The organism is Sphingomonas sp. CARO-RG-8B-R24-01 (genome assembly GCF_022662295.1).
In the GTDB taxonomy this organism is placed as follows: Bacteria; Pseudomonadota; Alphaproteobacteria; order Sphingomonadales; family Sphingomonadaceae; genus Sphingomonas.
Window position 1 is genome coordinate 238,254 of sequence record NZ_JAKNQI010000005.1, and the last position, 17,119, is coordinate 255,372.

Consider the following 17,119-nt stretch of genomic DNA (forward strand, 5'->3'; position numbering starts at 1 on the left):
CGCAGGTCCGGCGTCGGGTTCGGTAGTCTTAGCGGAACAGCGAGGTGATGCTCTGCGGCGCCTGGTTGGCGATCGACAGAGCCTGCACGCCAAGCTGCTGCTTGACCTGCAACGCCTGCAGGTTTGCCGATTCCTTCGACAGATCGGCGTCGACCAGGTTGCCGATGCCGCTGGTGATCACGTCCGACAGGCTGCTCACGAAGCTCGACTGACCGTCGATCTTGCGCGACGCCGACCCCAGCGTGCTGAGGCTGGTGTTGATCGTGCCCGATACCGTCTTCAGCGTGTCGACCATCGTCTTTGCCGTTGCGGCATCGGTGAAGGTCGTGCCGATCGCGGTGACCACGCCGGTGTCGAAGTCCTGGTTGGCGACGTCGAGGGTCGCGGCAGTCGTGTCCGTCGACTGCAGCGCGCTGACGCTGCCGCCGCTGCCCTTGAGCAGGTTGGTGCCATTGAAGCTCGACGAGTCGATGATGGACTGGATCTGCTGCTTGAGCGCGTCGAAATCCTTGCCCATCGCGGTACGGCTATTGGTGTCGAGCCCGGCATCCGACGCCGACGTGGCCTTGGCGGCCATCTGGTTGACGAGGTCGGAAATCTGCTGCGTCCCTGCAACCGCCACGTCGACCGTGCTCTTGGCGCGGCTCAGCGAGGACCCGACCGATGCAAGCTTGCCGACGTCGCCGCGCAGCGTCTGCGCGATGGTGTAGGAAGCCGAATCATCCTTGGTCGAGGAGACCTTGAGACCCGTGCTGATCCGCTTCTGGGTCGCGGCGAGCTCGGTGCTCGTCATGCTCAGATTCTGCAGCGCGGTGAGGGCGGCGGTGTTCGTATTGACCGACATAACCATGGAGATAGTCCTTCTCAAAAGGCGACTGCTTCTGCAGCCGGGGTCAGTGCGCTGACCCGGGCGTTGCTCCGCGACAGGCGGGGCATGCATCCTTTGTAGAAAGCGACCGGGGCCCCGGTTTCACGGCACGGAATATTTCGCGGTTAACGATTGCCTCGCGCTCGGAAGGGACACGCTAGGCAAATTTTTCCGGGTCCCGACCGGCGCGGTTGGCCCCCCGCTATGATGGCGATGGATGCAGGAGGGATGTCGTGGCGCTGAAAATCTGGTTGCGGGAAGGCGAGAAGGTCATCGTCAACGGCGCGGTACTGGTCGCGTTGGGGCGTACGCGGCTCGCGATCGAAAACCATGCGGCGGTCTTGCGGGAGCGCGAGATCATGGCGCCGGAGCATGCCAATACTCCGGCGCGCAGGCTCTACTTCGCCGCGATGATGGCGTACATCGACGAGCCGGGGCGCGATCGCTACCAGGATCAGGTCCTGCTACTGCTGCATGACCTGCTCAATGCGATCCAGTCCGAGACGGCCAGAGCAATGGCCGTCAGCTTCGCGCGGCATATCGCATCCGCCGATTTCTACCGGGCGCTGGGCGATTGTCGTGACCTGATCGCCTACGAAATGGCGGCGCTGGAGCGCTGCGCGGACTCCTGCCGGGATACCGAGCCGGCGCTTTAGGGATCGCATAAAAGCGATCGACGCGACCGGGGGCCGGATCACCGTCTAAAAGGAAATGTGACCCAGAAGGGCTTCCACCCGGAGTGACCATCCATGGCCGCGGACGTCTCCAACAGCCTTGCGGGCCTCAGCATCCTGACGCGAACCAATGAATTCGCTACTTACGGCGCAACCGCGACATCGACTACCGCAGCCGTCGAAACCGCGGCGCAGCGCAAGGCGCATGCCCAGTTCAAGACCCCAGCGACGACAGCGCCATGGACCCAGGCCCGAACGCAATCACCTTCGGTGGCGGCCGTCCAGGGGTTGAAGACGATCGTCGACGCCAGCGTCGGGACCGGGACCCTGCCGCACGACGTACAGACCGACTTCACCACCTACAAAGCGCTCGACCGGTTGCGCGTGCTCGCGCAGGCCGCCGCGAGCAGCGGTACGAACGATGCGCAGCGCAGAAGTTTGCAGCAGAGCTTCGGGCAGGGGCTGAAAGACCTGCAGGCCTATCTCGGATCGACGCTCGGCGACCAGCTGCAACTTGCGTTCGACCAACCGCACACCCGCGCGGAGAGTATCGCGATCGGAGGCCCCCCCGTGCTTCCCGCGATCGTCGGCAAGGGTGTCGTGGCCGACCGGACCGCGCCACTGTCTGGCGTTACCGGGACCGAACGGCTGCGCGTCACCCTGTCGCAAGGTGATGCAAAAGATGTTGTCGACGTGGATCTGTCGCAGGCAGCGCAGCCGCCGACGCTGGACGGCATCGCCACGGCCATTACCAGCGCAATCGCCGCTGTCCCGGCCCGCGCGACGGACGGGACGATCCAATATGGCGCGGACGGTGCGGTCGTGCCGCGCTGGAACGTGCAGGTCCGTGTCACCAAGACCGGGAACGCCTGGGGCCTCACGATCGACCGGACCGGAAACGAACGGATCGCGATCGATCAGCCCGGCGCGCCCTCGACGCTGGTGGTCGCTTCGGATGTTACGTCCGCCACCGCTCCGCCAAGCATTCAGGTGCTGCGCGTTGATGATCCGGTGGAGCATCTGGCACCGCGACTATCCGGGACGATCGCGGCAACCGATCGACTGGCGAGCGCGACCGCCGCGTTGCGGCCGCCGCCCGCAAGCGCCGCTTCCGCCGGCAGGAAGCTACCTCCGCCGGCACCGCCAGCTCCTGTCGCCGCGACGACGACCGGAGGCGCCGTGATCGTCGATCCGGACGGCTTCAGTTATGTCGTCGGTACCACGCAGGGCGATCTCGGTAGTGCGCTGTCCAACGGCAACCCGACCATGTTCCTTTCGAAACGGGACAGCGCGGGCAATGTCGTTTGGCAGCGCGAACTAGGAAGAGCGGGCGCGTCCCAGGGGGCAGCGCTCGCGCTTGCGCCCGGGGGTGGGGTCGTGATCGCCGGGACCGTGTCGGACGGGGCGAGCCCGACGGGCAACGGCAGCGCGATGATGGTCGCGCGCTACGCCACAAACGGGGACGAACTGTTCTCCCAGACGGTGCGGGCATCCACGTCCGATACCGCGAGCGCGGTTGCGGTGGCCGGCGACGGGACGATCTTTCTGGGGGGCCGGACCGCAGGCGGTGGCGGCAACGCCTATTTCGCCCGCTTCGATCCTACCGGCAGGATTGCCGCGTCCCGCACGGTCGACAGCGGCGGCGACGATCGGGTGACCGCATTGGCGCTCGACAAGGACGGTCAAGTGCTGGCGTTGACGCAGCAGGGATCCGCGACGGTGCTGCAGCGCCTGGATGCCGTGACGCTCGATCCACAATCGGCCGATGTAGCGCTTGGAGCCGCGCAGGGCCGCGCGCTTGCGGTGGGGGCGGATGGGATGATCGCCGTCGGGGGAGCCACGCTGGATCCCGTCGCCGGTGATCAGGTCAACGCGCCCGGGGGAGGGCGCGACGGGTTCGTTACGCGGATCAGCGCAGATTTCGGACAGGTCGCAACGACCTACCTCGCCACCGCGGGCGACGATCAGGTCGATAGCATCGGGTTTCTCGGTGATGCCTTGTACGTCGGAGGCCGAACGACCGGGACGCTCGGTACGGCACAGCAGGGCAAGGTCGATGGGTTTGTCGGACGGATCGACCTGGCGACCGGGGCGGTGGCGAGCGTCGCGCAATTTGGCACCGCCGGATCGCAGGTTGGCCCGGTACGGCTGGCCACGGATCCCGGTGGTGCCACGATCCTCGACGCGCTCGGGCTCCATCGGGGTGTCGTGACGCCGGACGTCTCGGCCAATCTCGTTGCCCAGACGAGCGTCCGCGTCGGGGACAGCGTCTCGATCAGCATCAACCACGGCCCTGCGATCCAGTTGACGATCGGGGCAAGCGATACCGTGGCGTCGCTCGCCAGCCGCGTCGGCTCGCTGACGGGCGGAAAGGCAACCGTCACCAGTACGATCAAGGGCGACGGGCGCGCGTTCCAGATCACCGCGCGGGGCGGTGCGACGATCGCGTTGATCGCAGGGCCTCCGGGACAGGATGCGCTGGCCAAGCTGGGGATCGACGCACAGGTCCTGTCGCAGCCGCCGGTACGATCCGCCAGCGCGCCCAAGGTTGCGCCGGGCGGGCAGTTTGGGCTCGGGCTTTCGACCGCATTGTCGCTTGCGTCGGCGCAGGATGCGGGCATTGCGCTGAACGCGGTAAAGCAGGCGATGTCGATCACGCAGACCGGCTATCGCTCGCTATATTGGGACTCGACGAAGGCGGCGCTTGCGGATGGCGGGTCGGGGACCACGAGCAAGGCTGCGGTGGCCCGCGCCAATGCCCAGGCGGCAAGCTATCAGGCTGCGCTCGACCGGATCGCGAGCAGTGCCGCGACCACCTCGACGACCCCGGATCTAACGCTGACCGTCTTTGGCCTGAACCGGTGACTGCGTCCTTTTGCTGATCCGGGTGGACGGCGCCCTGTCGGGTCGGACAACGCTTCTCGCGATCGTCGGCCAAGTCTATGCGTGGGCACCATTTTCGAAACGGCAACGGACGAAAGCCGGCGCGTATTCGCGTATCTTGATCGGTGCTTCGACAAAAGGTCAAATAGGCGATGCAGAGCGTGCCGATGCCGTGTTAGAGGCGTCGTCATGACTATGCAGCGCTTCAGAGAATCTTCCTTCACCCGCATGGGTTTGGCGTTGTCGGGATATGCCGCCATCGCCGCCTGCCTGATGCCGCTTCCGCTTCACGCGCAGACGCCGCCGCCGGTCTCGCTGCTGCCGACGCCCGTGCCGACCACGCAACCGTTGATCGCGCCGGAGACGGTACTGCCAAGCCTCAGCCCAGCGCAGGTAAAGCAGCTCGGCGAATTGATCCGCAAGGACACCGTCGCGCAAGGCCTCAGCGACCAGTCTGCCGCGGTTCCGCACGATAACGACGGTCTGATCCGCGCAGCGCTCGATCACGCACGGGCCGTGCATTCCGGGCGCCTTGCCGAAGGGGATTTCCAGAAGGATTGGGCGATGCGCCCGGTGGCGTACGATCCTCTGCCGGGGCTGCGCGATGCGATCGTCCGGGACAAGCTGAGCGCGTGGATTGCATCGCTGCCGCCGCCCTACGCCGGATATGACACGCTGGTCGCAGGATTGGCACGTTACCGTGCGATCGCTGACAATGGTGGCTGGTCGCAGCTGGCGGCCGGATCCGATATCGTGTTCGGATCGAGCGGCCCGCGCGTCACGGCTTTGCGCAAGCGGCTTGCGCTGGAAGATCCGCTCGTCAAGGGAACGGGTGACCGGTTCGATGCCGATCTGGTCGAAGCGTTGCGCCGGGCGCAACGTCGCTATGGGCTGAACCCGACCGGGACATTGGGTGCGCAGACGGTTGCCGCGCTGAATGTGCCGGTTGCCGCGCGGATCGGCCAGATCAAGGCGAACATGGAGCGTTGGCGCTGGCTCCCGCCGGTGCTCGAGCAGAACCGCGTTCAGGTCAATATCGCCGCTGCCGTCCTCACGTTGTTCGATGGCGACTCGCCGATCATGTCGATGAAGGCGGTGACCGGGCGGCCGGGGGACGAGACCCCGATGCTGGTGTCGCAGATTCACAGTATCGTGCTCAATCCGCCATGGAACGTGCCGTCGACGATTGCGACCAAGGAACTCTTCCCCAAGGAAAGGGCGCATCCGGGCTACCTCGCTCGCAACGGCTTTCGCGTGATCGACAATGGCGACGGCAGCAAGCGGCTCCAGCAAGCGTCGGAGCATAGCGCGCTCGGGCGGTTCAAGTTCGATTTCGCCAATCCCTTCGCCGTGTATCTCCACGATACGCCGGCGCAGGCCGGTTTTTCGCGGTTCGACCGGTTGGCGAGCCACGGGTGCGTGCGGCTGGAAAAGCCCGCCGCGCTGGCCAAGCAGCTGATGAGCACGACCCCTGAATGGTCGGCGCAGACGATCGACGACACGGTCGCCGCCGGAAAGACGGTCCGTGCGCGGCTTGCCGCGCCCGTCGCGGTGTACCTGCTGTACTGGACGGCGTTTGCAAACCAGGCCGGCCAGGTCAGTTTCCGGGACGATCCATACAAATGGGACGGAACGCTCGCGAGCAAGATCGAGGCACGGTCCGCGCGCCAGACACAGACGCTGGCCGCACGCTGAGGAGACGATCGGATGACACGCAAATACGTTTTCGCCGTCGCAGCTGCGCTGTTGACCCTTAATCTGGCCGCTTGTTCGGGTGCGCCGGATGATCCCATGCCCGCCGACAATAGCGCTGAAATGGAAACACCGTCCGCGGAGGACAGCGCAACCCCGACACCGGAACCCGCGACACCGCAGCCCGAACCGACCGAAGCAGCCAATGCGAGCGTAGCGGACGATACGCCAGCCCCGCCACCGCCGGCACCCGACGCGCAGATGATGGATGATGCGTCCGCAACCGGGATGACGTCGCGCGCCGCGCGCAACGATCCCTCCGCGGAGGATACCCCCGCGGCCGAGCCCACCGAGAAGAAATGACGAGGCCGTCCCCGCGGCGGTCATGCCGCCGGGGACGTGCTGTTCCACCCGTGCGCTACCATCCGCGACGCCGCGGAATGCCGTACCAGCACCGCCCGGCCGTGGCAGGAGCTATCGCGCTTGCGACCGAGCGGTGTGCGTTCGTCCGGTTATCCGATTCGCCGGGTTCGAACGGCGCGACCGCGACCGATCTGCGCAAAATAACCGCCCAACGTATTGCGTTCGATCGTAACGGATGCGCCGGGCCTGGGCTCGTCGAACCCGCTGTTCGTCTCGAGCGTCTCCCAGATGCTACCTTCGCTGACGGTAAATCGCCACCGACCATAACCTGCTGATTTGCCGGATGTTATCTTTGTATCGAGGCGAATGAAATCCGACTTGTCCTGTAAGTCGTTGGCAGACTTCCCTGTACTTCGCGCAGGCGAACGGTCGAAGCCGAAGCTCTTGCGGTGCGCGGAGCGGACGTCGGCACGATCGACCAACACCACGTCTTGGGTCGTTACGGCAGTCAACAAAGCGACAACTTCACGGTCGTAGCAGGTGAGCCGCGCCGGTCCTTCAGGCAGCGACGCGCACTGCTTCAAGCTGACTGTAAATCGGGAAGGCGGCTGATCGCCCTCGGGTGGCTGTGGGAAAGCAAGCAGGATGGCAAGGGGCAGCATCGTCATGTCCGCGCCATACCGCGACAGCCCGAAAAGTGAAATGCTGAACCTGAACACAACCTGTATCAAAATTGTCACAATCTGCGCCGCAACGCACCAGTCTCAGCAATGTTCCTTTACAACGGATTGAGCGGGCATCACAAAAATGTCACTCGCCGCGGTGCGGTCGGCAGCGTTCCGCCGATCAACGCATCACGGGAGAGTATGTAAAGTGTAGCGTAAGGGGGACTCCGTCCGTGTCGAATTGGAAATTTCGTAACATACTGCTGGTATCCACAGTTCTTACCGGCGCGGCCCTGGCGGCCCCGGCGACAGCGCAGACCGTTCCACCACCCGCCGCAACCGATCAAGCGGCAGACACTGCAGAAACAGCGGACAAGAATACCGACATCGTCGTCACGGGATCGCTGATCCGCAATCCGAACCTGTCGCAAACCACGCCGGTTCTGACGACGACGGCGGAAGAGATCGGTCTGCGTCAAACCAACACCGCAGAAGAGACGCTCCGCGAAATTCCGGGCGTTGTTCCGAGCATCGGTTCGGCCGTCAACAACGGCAACGGTGGCGCATCGTTCGTTGATCTTCGTGGGCTCGGATCGAACCGCAATATCGTCCTGCTGGACGGCGATCGGATCGCCCCATCGGGTCTCGTCGGTCGGGTCGATCTCAACAACATTCCGCAGGCGATGATCGAGCGCGTCGACGTCCTGACCGGTGGTGCATCGACGACCTATGGCGCAGATGCCGTGGCCGGTGTCGTCAACTTCGTCACCAAGAAGAATTTCGCCGGTGTCGAACTGTCGCTCGGATCGCAGATCACGCAGCGCGGCGACGGCCCCTACAAGCGCGCCGACCTGACGGTCGGTGGCAACTTTGCTGACGACCGCGGGAATGCCACGATCTCGGTGGGCTACCAGACCGCTGATCCCGTGTACCAGGGCGATCGACCCTATTCGGTTTCGAACATCGACTCCTTCTCCGGCGCGGCATCCGGCTCGGGCACCACGGCGCCAGCGCGCTTTACGCGTCCGGGTTCGCCGACGCAGCAGATCGATGGCAACGGTGCGCTCGTGCCGACCTACAAGCTGTTCAACTTCAACCCGTACAATATCTACCAGACGCCCTTCAAACGGTACAACGTCTTTGCGCAGGCGCATTACGACATCTCGGACGCGTTCCAGGTCTATACCCGTGCGCTGTATTCGAAGAACACGGTGCAGACGATCATTGCACCTTCCGGTGACTTCGGATCGTCGCTGGTCATCCCGTATAGCAACCCGTACCTGCCGGCTGCTGCACGCAACCAGTTCTGCGCGTCGAACGGGCTGACTGCGGCGCAATGTACCGCAGCCGCCGCAGCGACGAGCCCGACCGACCCCAATTTCCGCACGTTCACGACCAACGTATCGCGTCGCATGCCCGAGGTCGGTTCGCGCGTCAGCGACTACGTCACGGAAATCTTCGATTATCGCGCCGGTGTTCGCGGCGATCTTAGCAGCAGCCTCCATTACGACGTGTCGGGTGGCTATGGCGAGTCGTCCAACTCGCAGTCGCTCCAGGGCTATGTCCTGACGTCGCGGGTTCGCTCGGCTGCTTATGCGACCAACACGACGACCTGCCTTGGCGGTGCCCCGGGCGGCGCGAGCATCACGGCTGGAAGCGGATGCGTCCCGGTCAATCTGTTCGGTGACGTCGGGTCGATCACCGCGGGACAGATCCCGTACCTGACGGGTGCTTCGTCGACGGTGACGAAGACGTCGCTGCTGCAGGCGAAGGCGGTGGTCTCGGGAGACGTTCACGTGCATTCGCCGATCGCGAATGACGGCATCAGCTTCGCGGTTGGCGGCGAATATCGCAAGTACACCGGCTCGACCGTTGCCGACTCGCTCGCGCAGACGCCAGGAGAACTGGGCGGCGCAGGCGGTGCGGTTCCGACCACCGTCGGCAGCTTCCACGTCTACGAAGGGTTCGGCGAAATCGTCGTCCCGCTGGTGCAGGACCGCGCCTTCTTCAAGGACCTGACCGCCCGCGGTGGCGCGCGTTATTCGGCCTATACGGTGAATGCACCGGGCGCGCCGAAGTTCAACACGACCACCTACAAGGGGGAACTGGCCTGGTCGCCGGTGCGCGATCTGAAGTTCCGGGGGACCTACGCACGGGCGGTTCGTGCGCCGAACCTGGGGGAATTGTTCACCCCGGTCTCGACCGGCTTGACCAGCCTGGCGCTTGATCCATGCGCGTCGCTCTCGACGAACGGTACCCGCACCCGTGCGGCACCGGCCGTTGGCAGCAACCTGTACAATGTCTGCCTTGCGCAGGGCGCGACTGCCGGCAACATCGCCAACATCCAGAACCCGACCGCGGCACAGGCGAACATCACGACGGGTGGCAATCCGAACGTGAAGCCCGAAACTTCGGACAGCATCACCGCCGGTGTCGTCATCCAGCCGAGCTTTTTCTCCGGCTTCAATGCAACGGTCGATTATTACCATATCAAGATCAAGAACGCGATTACGACGCCAACGCCGGGCGATCTGCTCGCGGCATGCTTCGGCGGCGACATCTACAATCCCGCGGCAGGGGCTGCAGGCTCGGCTTCCTGCACCGCGATCCGGCGTAACCCGGTGACCGGCGGTCTCGACGGTGATCCGGCGACGACCCTGGGGCTCTCGGGCGTTCTGACCAACCAGGGCAAGCTGCTCACCGACGGTATCGACTTGAGCGTCAACTACCATCGGGATCTGGGCTTTGCGCGCCTGTCGCTGGGCTTCAACGGGAACTACACGTTCCGGTCGCAGTTCCAGTCGAACCAGAACGATACCTCAGTGGCTGGGCGCGCGCGCGAATGCGTCGGCTATTACAGCCTGAACTGTGGTTCGATCCTGCCGAAGTTCCAATGGTCGCAGCGTACCACGCTCGGCTTCGACGCCTTCGATCTGTCGCTCCTGTGGCGCCATATCGATGCGGTGAACCAGGAGCCGCGCAGCATCGCCGAAGGATCGGAAGCTGCAGGGTTCACCGGAACCTTGGCAGCCGCGACGGGACTTGGTGGGAAAACGGTCAACTTCGGACACATCCGTCCGTTTGACTATTTCGATCTGACCGGCCGGGTCAACATCAAGCGGAACTTCGAAATGACCGTGTCGGTGCAGAACCTGTTCGACGTTGGCCCGCCCATCGTCGGTACCGGGATCGGTGCGACCTCGTTCAATAGCGGCAACACCTATCCCTCGACCTACGACGCGCTCGGCCGTCGTTTCGCAGTCGGCGTAAAGGTTCGTTACTGAGATATGCTTTGGGCCGGTGTTACACCGGCTCATTTCGCGCCCCCGCCTGCGCATGCGGGCGGGGGCGTCGTTCCTGGAGTTCTGTTTCCTGTCCCGTTGCCTCGGGTTGTCGCCGGCTGCGCTAGGAAAGGTCAGCCAGACCGGCAGGCAATATGTCCGCCGTTCAGCAAAGGCGGTTCGGAAGCGCCATCGGCACGCCCGCCGTCTCGGCCACCACGCGAGCCCATGCCGCGACCTTGGTCAACTCATCCCGGTGAACCGATTCCGCCGCTGCATAATCGAGGCTGCGTGCCGAGAAGCCAAAGGCGGTGCCATCCTTGGAATGCTGGGTAAAGGCAGGGCCGGCCAGCACCTGCGCACGTTCCTCGTCGGATAATGCGATTCCGTAAAAAGCGAACATCGCCTGCACGACCGATGCAGGAGACGCCGTAATCGTCGCGCTGTCCAGCGTCCGTACGCGCTCGGGAAACGCGTGGCACAAGCGGTGAAACAAGGCGTGTTGCGATAGCCAGCCGACCGCGGCCACTTGCAGATCCGTCAGGCGCAACAGATCCTCATCGTTGAATACCGGAAGCGTCAGCCCCTCGCGCAATTGCTTGACCATCAGGTCGCGGACCCAAAGTCGACCATCGATCTGCTTTTTGGCGATCGAGATCAGATAGTCTTCCAACGGAGCATGGAGCAGCAGCGCCCGTGCCTGCGGCAGGAGGCGCAACATGCCATCGGCGAGACCGTTGGCAATGTTCGAAGGCTTGACGACGACTGCCCGACGACCGGGCCCCGGACGCGCGCAAAGTCGCAACGCATCCAAGAGGACCGCCGTAAGCCGGGTGCCGTCGGCGCCGCGATGCCGCCATCCGACGATATCGTTCAGGATCACGGGTTCCTTGAGCGACATCGAGCGCCCCGGATAATCCAGCGCGTTCGCTAGCAGGGTGGACAGGCAAAACGCCGAATGAAAAACGAAATGCAGGGGCGCGTTCGGCAGGTCCGACTGGGCGATCCGTTCGCGGTCGATCGGTACCGGGGCCGGCTCCACGCCAAGATATTCGTCGGTCAAAAACGTCTCGCGCGCCCGCGAGGACAACGGGACGTGGCGGAAGTGGACCGCGTCTTGTTCAGGATCGTACCGATGCGCCAACCATTCCGCATCGAAGATGGGATCGCTCTGATTTTTGCCGATTTTCATGGTTTGCTTGCCCTAGCGTGCCGCGTTCGAAACACAATGCGGCAACCACTGTGGAAGCATGATCGAGCGATAGTCTTCAGGATTGTGCGACGGGAACCCGCTTTCGGATGCGCTGGCATCCGCCTCCTCTAAATGTTCCGTACGGCGCGCTATCAGGCCGTCTTGCGCACGCAGTGACTGGCGCTCCCGCCGCCGGCGTTGGCCCAAGCGCACCGCAAGCTGGACCGGTCGGTCATTGCTGGTTTCGCCAAAGACTAACATCCGGTCGTCGCTGGCTGACCGGAGGGCAGACCGCGGTCGGCTGCGCGTCGCGGGACGGGCATCGGCGACGCAGCAGGGGACACCTGACGAATGCGGCGCTTGTTTTGCTGTTTTGCAATAACTTGACCGGGCAGGGTCGACAAGCGGCGGCCGCTATCGCTAGCTGATGCGGCTCCCGAAAGGATCGTAGATGCTCCGTAGTCTCCTGCTCGCCACCGTTACCACCGTGATCGGCATCGCTCCTGCCCATGCCGCCAATCCGTTCGCGCAGCGGAGTACGCTTCCCTATCAGGCGCCGCCGTTCGATCAGATCCACGATGCCGACTATCAGCCCGCGATCGAGCAGGGGATCGCGGAAAGCCTCGCTGAAGTGCGCACCATCGCCGACAATCCCGCTGCGCCGACCTTCGACAACACGATTGTCGCGATGGAGCGCCAGGGGCAGATGCTGGCTCGGGCACAGTCCGCCTTCGGGCAAGTGACGCAGGCCAATACGAACCCCGCGCTGCAGGCGGCGCAAGCGGCGCTGGCACCCAAGCTCGCTGCGTATAACGATACGATCTATCTCGATCCCAAACTCTTTGCGCGCGTGAAAACGCTGAGCGACCGGAAGGCGTCGCTGAAACTCGATGCCGAGCAGACCATGTTGCTCGACGAATATTACAAGAGTTTCGTCCGCGCCGGCGCGCAGCTTTCGCCAGCGGACCAGGCGACGCTGCGCGATCTCAACAAGCAGATTTCGACCGCCGGGATCACCTTCCGCCAGCGGTTGCTCGCCGCGACCAAGGCGGGCGCGCTCGTGCTCGACGATCCGGCCAAGCTCGCGGGAATGGCGCCAGGGGAAGTCCAATCCGCGGCGCGCGACGCCACCGATCGCAAGATGCCAGGCAAATATCTTTTGCCGCTCCAGAACACGACGGGCCAGCCCGCGCTTCAGTCCCTGACCGACCGTGCCACGCGGAAGGCGCTGTTCGATCAGAGTTGGACGCGGACCGAAAAGGGCGATGCCAACGATACCCGCGCCGCGATCCTGCAATTGATCGCGCTGCGCACGCGCAAGGCCAATCTGCTCGGCTACAAGACCTGGGCGGACTATTCGCTCGCGGAACAGATGGCCAAGACCGCGGACACGGCGCGCGGCTTCCTGGACGCGCTCGATGCGCCCACCGCCGCGGCGCAGGCCGCGCAGGTCGGCGAGCTCCAGCAGACCATCGACGCCGAGCATGGCGGGTTCAAGCTCCAGCCATGGGATTGGGACCTGTATGCGGAAAAGGTCCGCAAGGCGAAGTTCGATCTCGATCTCAACCAGACCAAGCCGTATCTCGAGATCTGGAACGTGCTCGAGAACGGCGTCTTCTATGCCGCCAACCAGCTCTATGGCCTGAGCTTCAAGCGCCGCACCGACATCCCGACCTACCACCCCGACATTCGCGTGTACGAGGTGTTCGAGGAGGGCGGGAAGCCGCTCGGGCTTGCCTATTTCGATTACTGGAAGCGCGACAACAAGTCGGGCGGCGCTTGGATGAACAGCTTCGTCCGCCAAGCGAAGATCTTCGGGACCAAGCCGGTCATCTCCAACACCGCCAACTTCACCAAGCCGGCGGACGGACAGCCCGGGCTGGTGACGTTCGAAGACGTGCGGACGATGTTCCACGAATTCGGCCACGGCTTGCACGGGCTGTTCGCGAACCAGACCTATCCGACACTGTCGGGCACCGCGGTGGCGCGCGACTTCGTCGAGTTCCCGTCGCAGTTCAACGAGCATTGGGCGCTCGAGCCGCGCGTACTCGCGCATTACGCGCATCATTACCAGACCGGGGCGGCGATGCCGCAAGCCCTGGTCGACAAGATCAAGCGGGCCGAAACGTTCAACCAGGGCTACAGCTTCGGCGAGACGCTGGCGGCGGCGCAGCTCGACATGGCATGGCATTCGGTCACGTCCAGTGCGGTGCCGACTGACGTCGATGCGTTCGAGGCGAAGGCGCTCGGCGCGACCGGGCTGGACGTGGCGCATGTGCCGCCGCGCTATCGTACCAGCTATTTCGCACACATCTGGGGGTCGGGGTATGCGGCTGGCTATTACGCCTATCTATGGACCGACATGATCCAGCAGAACGTCTATGACTGGTTCGTCCAGCATGGCGGGATGACGCGAGCCAATGGCCAGCGGTTCCGCGACCTGATCCTGTCGCGCGGACACACGCAGGATTACAACGTCATGTTCCGCACGATGACCGGCCACGATCCGCAGGTCGCACCGCTATTGCACAAGCACGGCCTGGACACCGCTCCTCACGCCGGCGGCCCGAAAAACGAGGGTCTGTGAACGCCTGAGGAGACGATGGTCGTCTGAAGCACGAGCGTCGGATCGATCATCGCCACCTTCAGCACATGCCGTCCTGCCCGGTCGGCGTTGACCGGGAAGTGCATGGTCCGCGCGTTGTTGGCGGAATTGGCGGCGTGGGCCGAACCCAGGAAGTCCTGTGCTTCGCTGTCTTCGGGCGTGAAGACGGCCTTCACCACGGGCACGCCATCGCCGAGCCCGACTGCGACGGACAATTTTCTGCCGGGAATGACCTCCAGCGTTGGTCCCGTGACGAGCGCCACGTCATACTTTCCCGCCCCGGGCAGGAAGATGTCGTATTCGAGACAGGGTGACGCCGTCGGATCGGTAAAGGACGCCGCGTCGACCGGGAACGGTGACATGGCCCCCGCAACCCGGCCGTAATCCGGGATCTCTTCCCACCGCGTGCCCCTGACCGTCGATGCTCGCGCGTACGCGGTCGCGGGAATGGAAAAGGCTCCGTCCAGGCCACCGAAAGCGCCCCGCGCCTCTTTCGTCTGCAGCGGGGTCGCGCGGATCGCGGTCAGCTTGACGTCGATCTTTTCATCGCCTTGCACCGTGACCGTTGCGTCTGCGCGACCAATGGGCGCACGCGACCAGTCGATGTCGATCCAGTAGCGGCGGTCGCGCGACGAGGCGCTGAATGCGTTTCCTTCGCGGATCACGACCCATGGGCGGTTGGCAGTGACCGTGACCGCGACCGGCTGCGCGCCGCGCGGAAAGACCTCGAGATAGGTCGGCCGCGCGGAAATGCTGTCCAATACCGGCAGCGCCGGCGGGAGGTAGTAATTGGGCCAGGACCTGGCGTCCCCGTCCACGGCCACACCGAATCCTGTGGCTGTTTCCAGATCGAGATCCGCGACAGCGGGCATGACGTCCGCCTGGGGTGGGTACCAGTCGAAGTAGCCGATGTGCGTCTGATCCATCATGTGGTTCCATTTGCCGCCAGCCATCGTGTGATTGTACTGGTCGCGCAGTTCATGGTCGCGGCGGAAGCGCCGCCGTACTTCGTCCGCTTCCGCACGGGTACTGGCGCGGGCTTGGTTGGCGAACCGGGCATTGCGCGCCGCCGCGACGTACATCTGGGTCAGGTTCGAACAGGCGCGCACCGGATAGAGCACGAGCTGGTAAAAGGCGTCCTGCTGGTCCGGTCGCAGCGCGGCATTGACCGCATCGGCGCGGCGTTCGAGCGCGCTCCAGGCGTCGCAGACGCGCTCGGCCTCCCGGTAGTTTTCAAGGCTATAGGTTTCGGGTTTGAGCTGTTCGGGCTTCCGCCAGGCATTGTACTTGGCGTAGCGCGCAGCCAGAAAAGCGATCTCCGCTGCGTGCTCCGAACCGAACTGCCGCTCGGCCCAGTCGCGGGTCCAGCCAGCGATCTTGTCCTTCCCGACGTCGGACGGGCGCCACGCCATTGCGAGAAAGAACTCGATCGGAAGCTCCAGCGGCTTCAGATCGCCGACGTTGGCGATCCAGATCTCGTTTGCGCCATATTGATTGGCAAGGTTCATCTGCTCCCAGATCTTGGGCAGCGGGTTCGCGTTGATCCACTGGTACGAAAACGGCCCGCCGTGCATGTCCATATGAAAATAGATGCCGAACCCGCCCGGCCGGCCGCGTTCCGACGGCAACGGGAGCCGGCGCAGGTTCCCGACATTGTCGTCGGCGAACATCAGGGTAACGTCGTCCGGCAGCTTCAGGCCGGCGTCATAATATTTGTAGACTTCGGTGAACAGGACCCAAACCTGCGGAACCCGTTCCGCCGGCCTGCCCATGCCTTCGGTGATGATCCGGCGCTGGTCGGTAATGATCTCTTCGAGCAGCTTCACATCCGACTGCAGGCTGCCGGTGCTCTCCAGCGCGACGTCGCCGTCCCCGCGCATGCCGATCGTGACAATGAGCTCGTTGTGCGCGTTGCGCTCGATTCCCTCGGCGAAGAACTTCTGAACCGCCGGTCGGTTCGTGGCGTAATTCCATTCGGCGTTGCCATAGTGTTGCCGGTTGTCGGTCCATTCCTTGTGCGCACGCATCATCGGTTCGTGATGCGACGTGCCCATCACGATCCCATAGTCCTCCGCCAACCGGGCATTGGCCGGGTCGTCCACCGCGAAGGCATTGTTCCACATCGCCGGCCACAGGTAATTGGCACGAAGGCGGAGCAGCAGTTCGAACAGCCGGCCATAGAATTTGCTATTCATGCCGCCGAACTTTTCGGTCGTCCAACCCGAGAGGCAAGGGGCCTCGTCGTTCAGGAAGATTCCCCGATATTTCACCGCGGGCGGTTCCTGGACATAGCGGCCGCTTGCGATGCGCAATCGGCTCTGACGGGCAACGGGTACGTCGGCCCACCAATACCACGGCGACACCCCGATCATCCGAGACACTTCGTACACGCCATAGATCGTGCCCCGCTTGTCGCTGCCGACGATGACCAGCGCCTCGCCAACACCGGGCATCGGATCGGCGATCGTCTGGACCACGAACGTTTCCCATTTGCCTGCGATGTCGTGGACGGAAAGCTTTCCGGCGGCGACGAGGCGGTCGATCGCCGGGCTGTTGCCGAGCGACCCGATCAGGATCACGCGATCGGCGAGCGACTGGGGATCGGTCAGGAGGCGCGCGTCGGTGCCGGTCACCCTCCCGATGTCGGCTGCCAGATCGGCGGCCGCCCGGCGAACCCCGGGCAGGTCCGAGGGGTCGACGAAGATCGGCGCCACGCCGCCGGCCGGCAGCGTGATGTCAAAGCCGGGTGCGTGCCGGTCCGTCCGGAGCGCGGCTGCCAGCGGTGAGCGCATCAGCCCCCCCGCCAGAGCCCCGCCAACTACGCCGCGTCGGGTAAACATAACGCCACTCCTCGAGAAGACGGACAGCGAAGCCATCGGGCTGGACGGAAACAACT

Annotated in this window: 10 protein-coding genes; 6 read left to right on the plus strand and 4 right to left on the minus strand. The window is 64.3% G+C overall.

The window, feature by feature from the left end:
• Window positions 1-28: 28 nt before the first annotated feature.
• Window positions 29-850 carry a flagellin gene (locus L8G49_RS12160; protein ID WP_242138954.1) on the minus strand — a complete coding sequence of 274 codons (822 nt, stop codon included), beginning with the start codon at window positions 848-850 and terminating at the stop codon, window positions 29-31.
• Between the two features lie 251 nt (window positions 851-1,101).
• Here L8G49_RS12160 and L8G49_RS12165 point away from each other — a divergent pair, with 251 nt between their 5' ends.
• From L8G49_RS12165 to L8G49_RS12180, 4 genes are all read left to right on the plus strand, one after another.
• Complete coding sequence (locus L8G49_RS12165) at window positions 1,102-1,524, plus strand: flagellar biosynthesis repressor FlbT (RefSeq protein WP_242186007.1); 423 nt, start codon at window positions 1,102-1,104, stop codon at window positions 1,522-1,524.
• A 93-nt stretch (window positions 1,525-1,617) separates the two neighbouring features.
• Window positions 1,618-4,407 (plus strand): hypothetical protein, encoded by a 2,790-nt coding sequence (locus tag L8G49_RS12170; protein ID WP_242186009.1) that lies wholly within the window; start codon window positions 1,618-1,620, stop codon window positions 4,405-4,407.
• A gap of 246 nt (window positions 4,408-4,653) precedes the next feature.
• Complete coding sequence (locus L8G49_RS12175) at window positions 4,654-6,120, plus strand: L,D-transpeptidase family protein (protein ID WP_242186011.1); 1,467 nt, start codon at window positions 4,654-4,656, stop codon at window positions 6,118-6,120.
• A gap of 12 nt (window positions 6,121-6,132) precedes the next feature.
• On the plus strand, window positions 6,133-6,480 hold the full coding sequence (locus L8G49_RS12180) for a hypothetical protein (protein ID WP_242186013.1): 348 nt from the start codon (window positions 6,133-6,135) through the stop codon (window positions 6,478-6,480).
• A gap of 149 nt (window positions 6,481-6,629) precedes the next feature.
• Here L8G49_RS12180 and L8G49_RS12185 read toward each other — a convergent pair whose 3' ends face one another.
• A complete protein-coding gene (locus tag L8G49_RS12185) occupies window positions 6,630-7,148 on the minus strand; it encodes a hypothetical protein (protein ID WP_242186015.1) in 519 nt (172 codons plus the stop codon).
• Between the two features lie 230 nt (window positions 7,149-7,378).
• Here L8G49_RS12185 and L8G49_RS12190 point away from each other — a divergent pair, with 230 nt between their 5' ends.
• Window positions 7,379-10,429, plus strand: a complete 3,051-nt coding sequence (locus tag L8G49_RS12190) for a TonB-dependent receptor (protein WP_242186017.1) — start codon at window positions 7,379-7,381, stop codon at window positions 10,427-10,429.
• A 163-nt stretch (window positions 10,430-10,592) separates the two neighbouring features.
• Here L8G49_RS12190 and L8G49_RS12195 read toward each other — a convergent pair whose 3' ends face one another.
• Entirely contained in the window at window positions 10,593-11,618 is a 1,026-nt protein-coding gene (locus L8G49_RS12195) for a hypothetical protein (protein WP_242186021.1), read from the minus strand.
• Between the two features lie 451 nt (window positions 11,619-12,069).
• Between L8G49_RS12195 and L8G49_RS12200 the strand changes: the two genes are divergently transcribed.
• The gene (locus tag L8G49_RS12200) at window positions 12,070-14,205 is read left to right on the plus strand and encodes a M3 family metallopeptidase (protein WP_242186023.1); all 2,136 of its coding nucleotides are present in this window, start codon (window positions 12,070-12,072) and stop codon (window positions 14,203-14,205) included.
• On the opposite strand, the gene L8G49_RS12205 is transcribed toward L8G49_RS12200, so the two are convergent.
• Entirely contained in the window at window positions 14,172-17,015 is a 2,844-nt protein-coding gene (locus L8G49_RS12205; protein WP_242186026.1) for a glycosyl hydrolase 115 family protein, read from the minus strand. The genes L8G49_RS12200 and L8G49_RS12205 overlap by 34 nt on opposite strands.
• Between the last annotated feature and the right edge of the window lie 104 nt (window positions 17,016-17,119).

Excerpts from the sequence above, each read along its gene's own strand:
- L8G49_RS12200 (WP_242186023.1), top strand. The coding sequence starts at position 12,070 with ATGCTCCGTAGTCTCCTGCTCGCCACCGTTACCACCGTGATCGGCATC.
- L8G49_RS12195 (WP_242186021.1), bottom strand. The coding sequence starts at position 11,618 with ATGAAAATCGGCAAAAATCAGAGCGATCCCATCTTCGATGCGGAATGG.
- L8G49_RS12205 (WP_242186026.1), bottom strand. The coding sequence starts at position 17,015 with ATGCGCTCACCGCTGGCAGCCGCGCTCCGGACGGACCGGCACGCACCC.
- L8G49_RS12185 (WP_242186015.1), bottom strand. The coding sequence starts at position 7,148 with ATGACGATGCTGCCCCTTGCCATCCTGCTTGCTTTCCCACAGCCACCC.
- L8G49_RS12175 (WP_242186011.1), top strand. The coding sequence starts at position 4,654 with ATGGGTTTGGCGTTGTCGGGATATGCCGCCATCGCCGCCTGCCTGATG.
- L8G49_RS12170 (WP_242186009.1), top strand. The coding sequence starts at position 1,618 with ATGGCCGCGGACGTCTCCAACAGCCTTGCGGGCCTCAGCATCCTGACG.
- L8G49_RS12160 (WP_242138954.1), bottom strand. The coding sequence starts at position 850 with ATGGTTATGTCGGTCAATACGAACACCGCCGCCCTCACCGCGCTGCAG.
- L8G49_RS12180 (WP_242186013.1), top strand. The coding sequence starts at position 6,133 with ATGACACGCAAATACGTTTTCGCCGTCGCAGCTGCGCTGTTGACCCTT.